Origin of the sequence: Nocardioides jiangsuensis, assembly GCF_019679455.1 — a bacterium.
GTDB classification, from domain to species: domain Bacteria; phylum Actinomycetota; class Actinomycetes; order Propionibacteriales; family Nocardioidaceae; genus Nocardioides_C; species Nocardioides_C jiangsuensis.
Genome location: NZ_JAIEZQ010000002.1, coordinates 1383903 through 1396869, shown reverse-complemented (window position 1 = coordinate 1396869; position 12967 = coordinate 1383903). Strand labels below are relative to the sequence as shown.

At 71.2% G+C, this 12967-nt stretch carries 17 protein-coding genes; 8 read left to right on the top strand and 9 right to left on the bottom strand.

All coding sequences use genetic code 11. From position 1 onward, the window contains the following. The first annotated feature begins 54 nt into the window (after positions 1-54). Both K1X13_RS15065 and lpdA read left to right on the top strand, forming a co-directional pair. Entirely contained in the window at positions 55-798 is a 744-nt protein-coding gene (locus K1X13_RS15065; protein ID WP_221025837.1) for a sirohydrochlorin chelatase, read from the top strand. Between the two features lie 32 nt (positions 799-830). Beyond that, a complete protein-coding gene (gene lpdA / locus K1X13_RS15060) occupies positions 831-2225 on the top strand; it encodes a dihydrolipoyl dehydrogenase (protein ID WP_221025836.1) in 1395 nt (464 codons plus the stop codon). A 24-nt stretch (positions 2226-2249) separates the two neighbouring features. On the opposite strand, the gene K1X13_RS15055 is transcribed toward lpdA, so the two are convergent. After that, complete coding sequence (locus K1X13_RS15055) at positions 2250-3008, bottom strand: class I SAM-dependent methyltransferase (RefSeq protein ID WP_221025835.1); 759 nt, start codon at positions 3006-3008, stop codon at positions 2250-2252. A 48-nt stretch (positions 3009-3056) separates the two neighbouring features. Between K1X13_RS15055 and K1X13_RS15050 the strand changes: the two genes are divergently transcribed. Continuing rightward, a complete protein-coding gene (locus K1X13_RS15050; protein ID WP_221025834.1) occupies positions 3057-3281 on the top strand; it encodes a hypothetical protein in 225 nt (74 codons plus the stop codon). A 16-nt stretch (positions 3282-3297) separates the two neighbouring features. Here the strand turns inward: K1X13_RS15050 and K1X13_RS15045 are convergent, their stop codons facing one another. Genes K1X13_RS15045 through zapE form a run of 4 tightly spaced genes read right to left on the bottom strand, consistent with a single transcriptional unit; the run spans position 3298 to position 6377 of the window. Beyond that, positions 3298-3681 (bottom strand): DUF3037 domain-containing protein, encoded by a 384-nt coding sequence (locus K1X13_RS15045; RefSeq protein WP_221025833.1) that lies wholly within the window; start codon positions 3679-3681, stop codon positions 3298-3300. Continuing rightward, complete coding sequence (locus K1X13_RS15040) at positions 3678-4448, bottom strand: HipA family kinase (RefSeq protein WP_221025832.1); 771 nt, start codon at positions 4446-4448, stop codon at positions 3678-3680. The genes K1X13_RS15045 and K1X13_RS15040 overlap by 4 nt, the downstream gene beginning before the upstream one ends. A 19-nt stretch (positions 4449-4467) precedes the next feature. Then, positions 4468-5343, bottom strand: coding sequence for a PPK2 family polyphosphate kinase (locus K1X13_RS15035; protein ID WP_221025831.1), 876 nt, complete (start codon positions 5341-5343; stop codon positions 4468-4470). A gap of 20 nt (positions 5344-5363) precedes the next feature. Beyond that, positions 5364-6377 (bottom strand): cell division protein ZapE, encoded by a 1014-nt coding sequence (gene zapE, locus K1X13_RS15030; protein ID WP_221025830.1) that lies wholly within the window; start codon positions 6375-6377, stop codon positions 5364-5366. Positions 6378-6413: 36 nt separating this feature from the next. On the opposite strand from zapE, the gene K1X13_RS15025 reads away from it, so the two are divergent. After that, a complete protein-coding gene (locus K1X13_RS15025) occupies positions 6414-7526 on the top strand; it encodes an ATP-dependent DNA ligase (protein ID WP_221025829.1) in 1113 nt (370 codons plus the stop codon). Between the two features lie 17 nt (positions 7527-7543). After that, the gene (locus tag K1X13_RS15020) at positions 7544-8086 is read left to right on the top strand and encodes a hypothetical protein (protein WP_221025828.1); all 543 of its coding nucleotides are present in this window, start codon (positions 7544-7546) and stop codon (positions 8084-8086) included. Between the two features lie 9 nt (positions 8087-8095). Here the strand turns inward: K1X13_RS15020 and K1X13_RS15015 are convergent, their stop codons facing one another. After that, entirely contained in the window at positions 8096-8947 is an 852-nt protein-coding gene (locus K1X13_RS15015) for a glycoside hydrolase family 16 protein (protein WP_221025827.1), read from the bottom strand. 161 nt (positions 8948-9108) lie between these two features. Then, the gene (locus K1X13_RS15010; RefSeq protein ID WP_221025826.1) at positions 9109-10257 is read right to left on the bottom strand and encodes a N(5)-(carboxyethyl)ornithine synthase; all 1149 of its coding nucleotides are present in this window, start codon (positions 10255-10257) and stop codon (positions 9109-9111) included. Between the two features lie 186 nt (positions 10258-10443). On the opposite strand from K1X13_RS15010, the gene K1X13_RS15005 reads away from it, so the two are divergent. Continuing rightward, positions 10444-11121, top strand: a complete 678-nt coding sequence (locus tag K1X13_RS15005; RefSeq protein ID WP_221025825.1) for an SRPBCC family protein — start codon at positions 10444-10446, stop codon at positions 11119-11121. A gap of 25 nt (positions 11122-11146) precedes the next feature. Then, positions 11147-11515 carry a VOC family protein gene (locus K1X13_RS15000; protein WP_221025824.1) on the top strand — a complete coding sequence of 123 codons (369 nt, stop codon included), beginning with the start codon at positions 11147-11149 and terminating at the stop codon, positions 11513-11515. A 62-nt stretch (positions 11516-11577) separates the two neighbouring features. On the opposite strand, the gene K1X13_RS14995 is transcribed toward K1X13_RS15000, so the two are convergent. Next, entirely contained in the window at positions 11578-11790 is a 213-nt protein-coding gene (locus K1X13_RS14995; RefSeq protein WP_308249569.1) for an AIM24 family protein, read from the bottom strand. A gap of 243 nt (positions 11791-12033) precedes the next feature. On the opposite strand from K1X13_RS14995, the gene K1X13_RS14990 reads away from it, so the two are divergent. Further along, complete coding sequence (locus K1X13_RS14990) at positions 12034-12519, top strand: SixA phosphatase family protein (RefSeq protein ID WP_221025822.1); 486 nt, start codon at positions 12034-12036, stop codon at positions 12517-12519. Positions 12520-12546: 27 nt separating this feature from the next. Here K1X13_RS14990 and K1X13_RS14985 read toward each other — a convergent pair whose 3' ends face one another. After that, a complete protein-coding gene (locus K1X13_RS14985; RefSeq protein WP_221025821.1) occupies positions 12547-12933 on the bottom strand; it encodes a cupin domain-containing protein in 387 nt (128 codons plus the stop codon). Positions 12934-12967: the final 34 nt, after the last annotated feature.

Below are 12967 nucleotides of genomic sequence, written 5' to 3'. Positions count from 1 at the left end.
CGCCGGACCCGCACCGACCTCGACAGAGATCTCGACAGAAGGGAGGCCCTAGACATGACCGCTCCAGCACTCGTGGCTCTGGCCCACGGCAGCCGCGACCCACGTTCCGCGGAGACCATCCAGGCCCTGGTCGCGGAGGTGCGCGCCATGCGCCCCGACCTCCGCATCGAGACGGCCTTCCTCGAGCTCTCCAAGCCCACGTTCGGCTCCGTCGTGGACAAGCTGGTCAAGGCCGGGTACGACGAGATCGTCGTCGTACCGCTGCTGCTGACCGAGGCCTACCACGCCAAGGTGGACGTGCCGCGCGCGATCGCGGAGGCCACCTCCCGGCACGACGACCTGGAGATCCGCGCGACCGCCGTGCTCGGCCTCGAGAACGTCTTCCTCGAGGTCCTCGACCGCCGCCTGCGTACGGCGCTCAAGGAGGCCCGGGTCCGCGAGCTCGACGCCCTCGTGCTCGCCGCGGCCGGCTCGTCGGACCAGCTCGCCAACCAGGCCGTCGCCCGGCTGGCCCGGATGTGGAGCGCCAAGCACCGGCTGCCGACGGTGGCGGCCTACGCCTCCGCCGCTCCCCCGGCGACGGGCGAGGCGGTGCGCCAGTTCCGCGCCGAGGGACGCCGCCACATCGCGGTGGGCTCGCTGTTCCTGGCACCGGGCACGCTGCCCGACCGGGCCGCCGAGCTCGCGCTCGAGGCCGGCGCGGTGGCCGTCTCCGCACCGCTCGGCGCCGACCCCGAGGTGGCCCGGACGATCCTCGCCCGCTACGCCGTGGGCGCGGTCGAGCTCGTCCCCGTCTGAGGACGCCCGGTGAGGTCGGTAGGCTCTGCGGCATGAGCCAGCACTTCGACGTCATCGTTCTCGGCGCGGGCCCCGGTGGCTACGTCGCCGCCATCCGCGCCTCCCAGCTCGGCCTCAAGGTCGCCGTGGTGGAGAAGAAGTACTGGGGCGGTGTCTGCCTCAACGTCGGGTGCATCCCGTCCAAGGCGCTGCTGCGCAACGCCGAGCTCGCCCACATCCTGCAGCACGAGAAGGACGTGTTCGGGATCGAGGGCGACGCGACGATGAACTTCAAGTCGACGCACGCCCGCAGCCGCAGCGTCTCGGACGGCATCGTCAAGGGCGTGCACTTCCTGATGAAGAAGAACAAGATTCAGGAGATCGACGGCTGGGGCACGCTGACCGGCGACAAGTCCCTCGACGTCGAGGACGACAAGGGGAACGTCGAGAGCTACACCTGCGACAACCTCGTCATCGCCACCGGTGCGACGACCCGGCTCATCCCCGGGACGTCGCTGTCGGAGCGCGTGGTCACCTACGAGGAGCAGATCCTCACCGACGACCTGCCGGGCAGCATCGTGATCGCCGGCTCCGGTGCGATCGGTGTCGAGTTCGCCTACGTCATGAAGAACTTCGGCGTCGACGTCACCATCGTCGAGTTCCTCGACCGGATGGTGCCCACCGAGGACGAGGAGATCTCCAAGGAGCTCCTCAAGCACTACAAGAAGCTCGGCGTGAACGTGCTGCTCTCGACCAAGGTCGAGTCGATCGACGACTCCGGCGACAAGGTCAAGGTCACCGTGTCCAAGAACGGCGAGCAGCAGGTCATCGAGACCGACAAGGTGCTCCAGGCGATCGGTTTCGCCCCCCGGCTCGAGGGCTACGGCCTCGAGAACACCGGCGTGAAGACCACCGAGCGCGGCGCGATCGCGGTCGACGAGCGGGGCCGCACGAACATCGACGGCGTGTGGGCCATCGGTGACGTCACCGGGAAGCTGATGCTCGCGCACACCGCCGAGGCGATGGGCATCGTCGCCGCCGAGACGATGGCCGGTGCGGAGACGATGGAGATCGACTTCGACATGATCCCCCGGGCGACGTACTGCCAGCCGCAGGTCGCCTCCTTCGGCTACAGCGAGGAGCAGGCCAAGGAGAAGGGCTACGACGTCAAGGTCGCCAAGTTCCCGTTCTCGGCCAACGGCAAGGCCTCGGGCCTCGGCGACAAGCGCGGCTTCGTCAAGATCGTCGCGGACGCGAAGTACAACGAGATCATCGGCGCCCACATGATCGGCCCCGACGTGACCGAGCTGCTGCCGGCGCTGACCCTGGCGCAGCGCTGGGACCTCACCGCGGACGAGATGGCCCGCAACGTGTTCGCCCACCCCACGCTCAGCGAGGCCGTCAAGGAGGCCATCGAGGGCATCGCGGGGCACATGATCCACATGTGAGACCCGCCCTCGGACCGGCGCCGCTCAGACCGGGGCCCGCACGCACCACGCCGAGGCACGGACCGCGAACGGTGCCGGGGGAAGCCGTCGCTCGCACCGCGCCCGCAGCGCCTCGCGTCGCTCGTCGTCGAGCCGGGCCACGTAGGCACCCGCGGGCCCGACGCCGAGCGTGAACGGCTCCCACCACGCGGAGAACGTGGTGAACCGGACCGGCACCGTCAGGGTCGTCGCCTCGACGTGCCGCAGGCCCGCCGCCTCGCACAGCTCGGCCAGGTGCCCCTCCCGGGCGCCGGCCAGGGCCGCCTCGTCGGGCGCCGCGGGGTCGACGTCGTGCACGGCCGCCCAGAACGCGGTCAGCGGCCCGCTCCCGCCCGCGTGGTCCCAGACGCACGCCGCGACCAGACCGCCGGGTCGGGTCACCCGCGCCATCTCCGCGAGCCCCGCGACGGGGTCGGCCATGAAGTGCACGACGAGCTGGGCGACGGCGCGGTCGAAGGCGTCGTCGGGGAAGGGGAGCCGCTCCGCGCTCCCGAGACGCACGTCGACGCCGGGACAGCGTGCCCGGACGGCCTCGACGAACGAGGCGGACGGGTCCACCGCCGCCACCGCGGCCGCGCCGAGACGCTGCACCAGCCGGACGGTCAGGGCCCCGGGTCCGCACCCCACGTCGAGTGCGTCCTGGCCGGCGCGCACCTGGCCGTACTCCAGGAACGGCACGGCCAGCGGCTCGGAGAACCGCCCCATGAACCGGTCGTAGGCGTCGGCCGTGACGTCGAAGGTCACCGTCCGAACATACGCCGCTCCCCCCGCCGCACGGCTAGGGTGCCGAACATGGCAGGCATCGTGCTCCGGGTCCGGATGGTCAGTGGCGACAACCTCGACGTCAGCTTCGAGGATCCGAGCCTCGACAGCCAGGAGGAGGTCGTCGACCGGGTGGTGGCGACGCTCGCCGAGGACTGCGGCGTGCTGCGCTGCCGGCACGGCGGCAGGCTCCTGGTGCTCTACGCGCGGGGCGTGGCGGCGGTCGAGGTCGCACCCCGCGGCGCGGTCCTCTAGGCCGGGCTCCGGACGTCTAGCGCACCAGGGCGTCGAGCAGGTGCTCGATCTGGCGCCCCGGGTCGTCGGTGGTGCCGCCGTGGATCGGCCCGGGCTGGACGACCGTGCTGCGCGGCGCGCTGACGAAGCCGAACCGGGTGCCGAGCGGGGTGCGACCCGCCGCTCCCGCCGACTCGTCGCCGCGGCACACCGCCTCGAGCGTGGCCAGCGCCGAGGCCACCCCGTCGAGCTCGAGCTCGGGCGCGAACGCCGTGAGCCGCTCCGTGCTCACGTGGCAGCGCGCCTCGAGGAAGCCGGCGTTCTGGCAGTACAGCACCACGCCGACGTTCACGAACTCCTCCCGGTCCACGCGCGGCACGCATCGGAGGACGACGTACTGGTAGCCCATCCGCGCGCTCATGCGGCGCCCTCCGTCGGCAGCCACGCCCGTGCGCCCGACACCCGCGCGAAGAGGAAGTCCACGTAGGCGGCCCGCACGACCTCGTCGTGCTCGTGCCCGGGCAGCGGCTCGATCCAGTGGTGCGGCACCTGGGCGACCACGTCCTCGAGCAGCTCGCGGGTGACCTGCGGCGCGAGCTCGGCGTCGGCGTCGGCCACGCCGGGCAGGTAGGCCGCGAGCACGTGGTCGGAGACGTCGTACGGCTGCCGGGCGAACCGGTCCGCGTGGCCGATGGTCTGTGACCAGGCGTGGTGGAAGTACAGGCAGGCACCGTGGTCGATCGCCCACAGCTCCTTGTGCCAGACCAGCAGGTTCGGGTTCCGCCAGCTGCGGTCGACGTTCGCGGTGAGCGCGTCGAGCCAGATGATCCGGGCGGCGACGTCGGGGTCCGGCGTGCACCCGGAGTCGAAGCCGAACGAGCCCGGCAGGAAGTCCACGCCCAGGTTCAGCCCGATGCTCGCGTTGAGCAGGTCCTGCACCTCCTCGTCCGCCTCGTAGCGGGCGATCGCCGGGTCGAGCTCGACCGCGACCAGGTCGGGGGTGCGGATCCCGAGGCGGCGGGCCAGCTCGCCGACGATCACCTCGGCGACCAGTGCGCGCGGGCCCTGGCCGGCGCCGCGGAACTTGCAGACGTACGTGCCCAGGTCGTCGGCCTCGACGATGCCCGGGAGCGACCCGCCCTCGCGCAGCGGCGCGACGTAGCGTGTGGCGGCGACGGTGGGGATCACCGGACCAACCTACCCGCGCTCACGCGTCGAAGCCCTCGGCGGTCAGCCGCGCCCGCTGCTCCTCCACGTCGTAGTCCGGGTCCGGCCACCGCGGGTCGAGCGCCTCCAGGGTGGCCTTCAGTACGGCGCCCACGGCCCAGTTCCGGTACCACTTGCGGTCGCTCGGCACGATCAGCCACGGGGCCGCGGCCGTGTTGGTGCGCTCCACCGCGACCTCGTAGGCCTGCTGGTAGCGCGACCACAGCGACCGCTCGTCCACGTCGCCGGGGTTGAACTTCCAGTGCTTGGTGGGGTCGTCGAGCCGTGCCAGCAGCCGCTCCTTCTGGGTGTCGGGCGAGATGTGCAGCATGCACTTCACCACCGTCGTGCCCGCGTCGACGAGCTCGGCCTCGAAGGTGTTGATCGCGTCGTACCGCTCCTCGATCTCCGCCTCGGGTGCGAGCTCGCGCACCCGGGCGATGAGCACGTCCTCGTAGTGCGAGCGGTCGAAGATGCCGATGATCCCGGGGCCCGGCAGCTCGTTGCGGACCCGCCACAGGAAGTCACGCTCCAGCTCCTCCTCGGTCGGCGCCTTGAACGACTTGATGCGCAGTCCCTGCGGGTCGAACAGCGCCACCGTGTGCCGCAGCACCCCGCCCTTGCCGGAGGTGTCCATGCCCTGGAGCACCATCAGCACCCGGCGCTGCGAGCCGGTGCGGCCCTCGGCGAACAGCCGCTCCTGGAGGTCCGACAGCCTCCCGTCGAACGACTTGAGGGCGGCCTTGCCCTCGGCCTTGCCGCCGGTGAACCCGGGGGTGGCGCGCGGGTCGTACTCGATGAGGTTGACCGGCCCTGGCGGGACGGTCAGCGTCTCGACCACGGAGACCGGGCTGGAGGGTTCCTTCGACTTCGCCATGGACGGAGTATGCCCCGCGGCTACTCGCTCAGACCTGCGCCTTCGCGGGCGAGCGCGTCGAGGCGGCTGATCGCCCGGAAGTACTTCTTGCGGTAGCCGCCCTCGAGCAGCGGGGCGGCGAACATCTCGTCGAAGGTGACGCCGCTGGCGACCACGGGCAGGTCGCGGTCGTACATGCGGTCGGCGAGCACGACGAGCCGCAGCGCGACCGCCTGGTCCTCGACGGTGCGCACGTCCTCGAGGCAGACCACCTCCACGCCGTCGAGGAGGGCGCCGTACTTGGAGGGGTGCACGTCGGCGAGGTGGCGGGTGAGGTCGACGAAGTGGTCGAGGCTGGCGCCCGGCTTCCCGGCCCGCTCCCTCACCTCGTCGAGCGGCCACGCGTCGGGCGCCTTGGGCAGGCCCCGGTGCCGGTAGTCCTCGCCGTCGATGCGCACCGACTCGAAGCTCGCGGCCAGACCCTGGATCTCGCGCATGAAGTCGGCGGTCGCGAAGCGGCCCTCCCCCAGCTTTCCGGGGAGCGTGTTCGAGGTGGCCGCGAGGCGCACGCCCTCGTCGCGCAGGTTCCGCAGCAGCGTGGAGACCAGCACCGTGTCACCGGGGTCGTCGAGCTCGAACTCGTCCACGCAGACCAGCTGGTACGACGAGAGCGCGGCGACCGCGTCGTGGAAGCCGAGGGCGCCCACGAGGTGGGTCAGCTCCACGAACGTGGCGAACAGCTTGGGCCCGGGCGCGGCGTGGAACAGCGAGGCCAGCAGGTGCGTCTTGCCGACGCCGTACCCGCCGTCGAGGTAGACCCCGCCGGGGCCCGACGGCTCGCCCGCCTTGCGGAACAGCCCCTTCTTGCGCACCGGGCGGTTGAGGTGCCCGGCGAAGTCGCGCAGCACCTCCACCGCCTCGCCCTGCGAGGGCTGCGCGGGGTCGGGCCGGTAGGACTCGAAGCTGACGTCGGCGAAGCGCGGCGGCGGCACGAGCTCCGCGAGCAGCCGGTCCTTGGGCACACGGGGGTTGCGTTCAGCGAGTCGGATCGGCACCCCGCCAGCATACGAACGGCCCACTACGCTGCGAGCATGCGCCTACCCGTGATGCCACCGGTCCAGCCGATGCTGGCCAAGTCCGTCAAGGGGATCCCCGACCCCGCCAAGTTCGGGCACGACACCCACCCGGGCCTGTCCTTCGAGCCCAAGTGGGACGGGTTCCGCTGCATCGTCTTCCGGGACGGCGACGAGGTCGAGCTCGCGAGCCGCAACACCAAGCCGCTCACCCGCTACTTCCCCGAGGTCGTCGAGGCGGTCAAGGAGTCGCTGCCGGAGCGCTGCGTGGTCGACGGCGAGATCTTCGTGGCCGTCGGGGAGCGCCTGGAGTTCGAGCGGCTCCAGGAGCGGATCCACCCCGCGGACTCCCGGGTGCGGATGCTGGCCGAGGCCACCCCGGCGTCGTACGTCGCCTTCGACCTGCTCGCGGTCGACGACGAGTCGCTGATGGACGAGCCCTTCGCGGTCCGGCGCACCCGGCTCGAGGAGGCGCTGGCCCGGGCGACCCCGCCGGTGCACCTGACCCGGACCACCACCGACGTGGCCGAGGCGGAGGGCTGGTTCGGGCAGTTCGAGGGAGCCGGGCTCGACGGCGTGGTGGCCAAGCCCCTCGCGGCGCCGTACCAGCCGAACGTGCGCACCATGCTCAAGATCAAGCACGAGCGCACCGCCGACGTCGTGGTCGCCGGCTACCGGCTGCACAAGACCTCGAGCGAGGAGCAGCCGCTGCTGGGGTCCCTGCTGCTCGGGCTGTACGACGAGCACGGCAGCCTGCAGCACGTCGGGGTCTGCGCGGCCTTCACCGCCAAGCGGCGGGCCGAGCTCGTCGAGCAGCTCGCGCCGCTCGTCGTGCCCCCGTCCGAGCACCCCTGGGGAGCGTGGGCGGAGGCCGAGCACCACAGCGTCACCGGGGACCGGCTCCCGGGCGCGCAGAGCCGGTGGAGCGCGGGCAAGGACCTCTCGTTCGTCGCGCTCGACCCCCGGCTGGTGCTCGAGGTCGGCTACGACCACATGGAGGGGACCCGGTTCCGGCACACCGCCCAGTTCAAGCGCTGGCGCACCGATCGCGACCCCGAGTCGTGCGGTTACGAGCAGCTCGAGGAGCCGGTGAGCTACGACTTGGGTAATGTGCTGAGCACCAGATCCTGACGAGGAAAGAGGGGCCGATGACCGAGTCGACCTACGACGTGGTGCTCCTGATCGAGCAGCCACTGTCGGGCCAGGACGCGCGGCAGGTCCGCGGTCTGCACGAGGACTTCGAGGAGCACGTGCGCTACCACGTACTGCTGCCCGTCGAGGACGCCGCCGCCCGGGTCGAGTCGGCGATGGGCTCCCTCGCTGCGAGCGAGGTGCTCGCCTCCCCCGCCCTGGTGATGGACGAGGCCGACCTCGAGAACGTCCAGCACGAGCTCCTCGAGAACGCCCGCCGGGACCTGTCGGCCTGCCTCGGCCGGCTCAGCGAGCTCGGCGCCGACGCGGTCGGCGAGATCGTCAGCATCGACCCGATCGACGCGCTCGCCGCCAAGGTGGCCCAGGTCGACGGCCGCGAGGCGATCATCCTGACCCGCCCGCACGTCGTGTCCGAGTTCTTCCACATGGACTGGACCTCACGGGCCCGCCGCAAGATCGGCGTCCCGGTGCTGCACCTGCTCGAGCGGGAGACGTTCGACGAGCAGGCCGGCGGCGGCGAGGGCGTCACCGGCATGTGACCCGCGGCGTCACTTCCAGACGCGCACGTAGCCGACCTTGATCGTCTGCGGCACCTTGATCTCGTCCTCGCTGATGCCGAGGTTGAGGATCAGGTAGTGCGGCGAGCTGGTGACGCCGGTGGTGTGCCGGCCGACCCGCTTGCCGTCGTAGTAGAACGTCAGGGAGTCCCGCTGCCAGTTGACGCCGAAGGTGTGCCAGCCGCCCCCGCCGGGCATCGCGCCGTCCCACGCGTCGGGGTAGCCGCCGACCTGCTGGGGGTTGCTCTCGCTGCCCCAGTGGTAGTGCCAGGCGGCGTCGTCGTCGCTGAGACACTCCATCACGTCGATCTCGCCGTCCGCGGGCCACGACTCGCCGTTGAGCCAGAAGGCGGCCCAGTTCGGGCCGCAGCTGCCGACCGCACCGAGCGCGCGCTCGGTGTTCGCGGGCAGGTACATCCGCGCCTCGGCGTAGCCGTGGGTGAACTTGTAGTCGTGGTAGGACTCCACCAGCCCGGACACGTAGCGGTAGCGCCGGCCGTCGTTCGCGGTGACGGTGCGCCGCTCCGCGCGGAGCCGCAGCTTGCCGTTGGCGACGGAAACCTGGCTCGGCGCGTAGGCGGCGATCTCGGCACTGTTCACGGGCTTGGTGATCGTCCGGTCCGAGCCGGCCAGCCAGTTCGGCCGCCACTTGCTCAGGTTGAGCCGGTCACCGTTGAACTCGTCCCGGAAGACGAGCCGCCAGTCGCCGGCCACCCCGACGGGCTTGGGGTTGCGGGCGGCCGCGGCGGCCGCCGGGGCCGGCTGGCCGGTCGGCGGGACCAGGGACAGGGCCAGCGCGGCGACGAGCACCGCACCGAGGACGAGCATGAGACGACGTGACATGTAGGGCTCCCGAGACGATTTCGACATCACCCTCCCGTGATGCTCGAAAAACCCCAGAACCATACATAGCCGCCGTGCGGGGGCACAGCGGCCGGCAGAAATGGGCTAGGCCGGACTGAACCGGACAGATCGACCCGTGGACGCGGCGAGGCGGAAGGTGCCTAGGTCGCCAGGGGCCAGTGCGGGTGCTTCGGTGAACGGTCCTGGAAGGAGAGGATCGCGGGATTCTGGATCACGCCGTCACGGACCTCGATGGCCCGACGGATGGTCGGGTTCTGGTCCCAGGCGTCACTCCCGCCGAGCACGGTGCGGAGGAACGGGAGCAGCGCCTCGCTGTTCTCCCAGGTCGCGGAGTTCCACAGGTACGACGGGCTGTGGTCGACGGCGTAGTAGAGCACGTTGTCGCCGACCACGAAGACAGGGTCGGCGAACGACGTGGGACGCGCCCAGCTGAAACCCATGGCCTCGTCGCAGGAGACGTCGACGACCACCGTCCCCGGCGTCATGTTCACCAGGTCGGCGTCGGTCATGAACATGAGCGGCGCGTCGGTGTCCTGGAGCACGCAGTTGACGATGATGTCGTGCTCCGCGAGGAAGCCCGCGAGGGGCACCCTGCCGGTCTGCGTGACAGCGTGGCTCACCCCCGCGTCGGCGGCGTCGTCGTCGAAGTGGACGATCCGTGCGGAGTGGATCGGTGCGGCCACGGCCGCGACCTCACGGTGGGTGAGGACGTCGACGTCATGCACGCCCAGCGCGTTGAGCGCCGTCACCGCGCCTCGGGCGGTCGCGCCGAACCCGATGACGACTGCGCGGAGCCGACGCCCGTAGTCGCCCGTCGTTCCCGCGATCTGCAGCGCGTGGAGCACGGAGCAGTAGCCGGCGAGCTCGTTGTTCTTGTGGAACACGTGCAGGCTGAAGGAGCCGTCGCTGTTCCAGTGGTTCATCGCCTCGAACGCGATCAGCGTGAGCTTCTGGTCGATGGCGACCTGCGTGAGCGCCTCGTCCTGGACGCAGTGCGGCCAGCCCCACAGAACCTGCCCGACGCGCATCGCGGCGATGTCGCTGAGCAGCGGCTTGGGCTGCAGGATGACGTCGCACTCCGCGACCAGCTCCTCGCGCGTCCTGAAGCCGGCGACCCAGCCCTTCAGGTCGTCGTCGGACATGCCGAAGCGTTCCCCGTAGCCACGCTCGAGGTAGACGCTCTCGCGGAGGTCATCGGGGATCCGACCGAGGTGGTGGGGGTGCAGCGGAAGGCGTCGCTCGTTCTCCTTGAGCGACCGCGCCATGACACCGAGACTCAGGTAGCTCACGCGGTCCCCTTCCGCTCGGGCCATCCCGTGCTCCGACCGGTCGCGAGCCATCGGAGGTCCGGCGAAGGCCATCCCCGTCAGCGTACGCCCCGGACGAGCGGCCGCCCCGGACTTCAGCCGGCCCGGACGGGCCCGCCGCTCCTGTGCTCGATGGCGCGGTGGTGACAGCGGTGTGAGACTGGGGAGATGAGTGGACACCGACCGGGAGCCCGTCTGCTCCCCCTCGCGGCGGCCTCCGCCGTGCCGGCGCTCTACGTGCTCGGGGTCCGACCGCGGCTGCTGACCTGGGGCGCGACACCGCAGGAGGCCACGCGTTCCTACCCCGGCGACGACCTCGTCCCCGACGCCGGCAGCTCGTCGACGATGGCCACCACCCTCCCGGCACCGCCGGAGAGGGTCTGGCCCTGGCTGGTGCAGATGGGAGGCGACCGCGGAGGCTGGTACAGCTGGGACCGCCTGGACCACTTCGGGGAGCCGAGCGCCGAGCGCATCGTGCCCGAGTGGCAGACCCTCGAGGAGGGGCAGCGCCTGGAGGTGGCGCCCGACGGGCAGACCTGGTTCACGGTGGCCGTCGTCGAGCCGAACCGCACCCTGGTGCTGCGGTCGGACCTGAAGCTGCCCTCGGGCCACTCCGTCGAGTCGTGGTCCGGTCCCCTGCCGCGGGCCTACCTGGACGGGATCTGGGGCTTCCACCTGCGGCCGTCCCCCGGCGGCGGGACCCGCCTGGTGGTCCGCACGCGCGGCCGGGGCCGCCCGCGACCGCTCGTCAGGACGTTCGACCTGTTCGTGGGTGAACCCGCGCACTTCATCATGCAGACCCGCCAGTTCCAGAACCTCCGTCGCCGGGTCGGCGCGGCGGTCTGACAGCGCCCGCAGGGAGGAGCACACCATGGACTTCAGGATCGAGCTGATCCCGCTGGCCGTGCAGGACGTCGACCGGTCGGTCGAGTTCTACGGGAAGCAGCTGGGCTGGAGCGTCGACTTCGACCAGACCGTGAGCCCCGAGCTGCGGTTCGTGCAGGTCACCCCGCCCGGTTCGGCGTGCTCGATCTGCTTCGGGACCGGCCTCGACATGATGCCCCAGGGCTCCGCGCAGTTCATCCAGGTCGTCGTCGCCGACGCGGACGAGGCCTGCGCCCTCCTGCGTCGGCGCGGAGTGGAGTGCAGCGACGTGGACGAGCAGCCCTGGGGCCGCTTCGTGCGCTTCGACGACCCGGACGGCAACCGCTGGGCACTCCAGCAGATCGTCCGCCCCTGAGCCTCGAGAGGCGGACCCCGGTCTCGGCTGCCTCAGGCCGGGGGCGCGGAACAGCGGGGAGGTCAGCTGCCGCGCTGGGCCGGCATCTTCGAGATCATCCACTCGAGCAAGTCCGAGGTGTTGCGGGTCTGGTACCAGACCCTTCCCGGACCGGTGAAGTCGGTGACCAGACCCTCTCCGCCCAGGATCGAGGACTTCCAGCTGCCGGCCTTGCGGACGGCGTACTGCACCGACTCGTCGAACGCCACGACGTGACCGGTGTCCAGGGTCATCACCTCCCCGGCGGCAGCTCTCGCTGCCCAGCGAGCGGCGCAGCCCCTTCATGAAGCCGCCGCGGGTGGAGGTGGCCATCTCGACGTCACCGGCGGGTCATCGCCATCGCGCCCGCCTCGACGCGGACTGCTCGCCCCGGCGGCACACTGATCTCGCCGAGGGCGAAGGTGGGACCCGAGTGGATGTCGACCTGCGATTATTTTGGGTTTCCTCGACCTCGCCCGACTGTGAGGATGGCCGGCAGGATGACTGAGCACACGCTGATCCTGCTACGGCACGCGAAGTCGGACTGGTCGGGCGACGAGGCCGACGTGCTCCGACCGCTGGCCCGGCGCGGCCGGCGGCAGGCACCGGACGCCGGCCGGTGGCTCGCCGCGAACGTCGACAGCATCGACCTCGTCGTGGTCTCCCCCGCGACGCGTGCTCGGAGCACCTGGGACCTCGTCTCGGCGCAGCTCGACGTGTCCCCGGGGACGCGCATCGACGAGCGGGTGTACGCCGCGCCCGGCCGGGAGCTCCTCGGAGTCGTCCGGGAGCTGTCCGACGATCTCGACACCGTGGTCCTGGTCGGCCACAACCCGGGGATCGAGGAGCTGGTGTCGCTCCTCACCGGCGAGTGGCTGCCGATGCCCACCTCGGCACTCGCGGTGATCGCGGTGCCGGGCCCCTGGTCGAGCGCAGGTCACCGACCGTCGGTGCTTCAGGCGTCCGGCAGACCACCTGCACCGTGACGTCGGAGAGCCTGCCTCACCGGCGTCTCAACCGGTGGAAGACCTCGTCGATGCCAGGTTCGCCATGACGACTCCGATGGTCTCGCCCAAGGGTTCCGTCGGGCTGAACTCGACGATGCGCGCGCCCGCGTGGTGGATCGGGGTGTGGCCCGGCGGGACGTAGTACGCCTCGCCGGCCTGGTACCGCTCGTCGTGATCGCGGAGACGGAAGGTGATCTCCCCCGCGACGACGTACCCCCAGCGCGGGAACTGACAGCGGTCGTCGGGCAGGCCCCGGAACAGCGGCGCCAGGTCCGCGTCGGCGGTGTGGGACTCGAAGCACACGGTGTACCCGCCCTCGAAGTTCTCCAGATGGACCTCGAGGCCGTCCAACGCCATCGACTCCGATGCGGTTTCAAGCGACACACTGGGCATGGTGACCTCCTTGGTCGGTCGGGCTCCGCAGCCA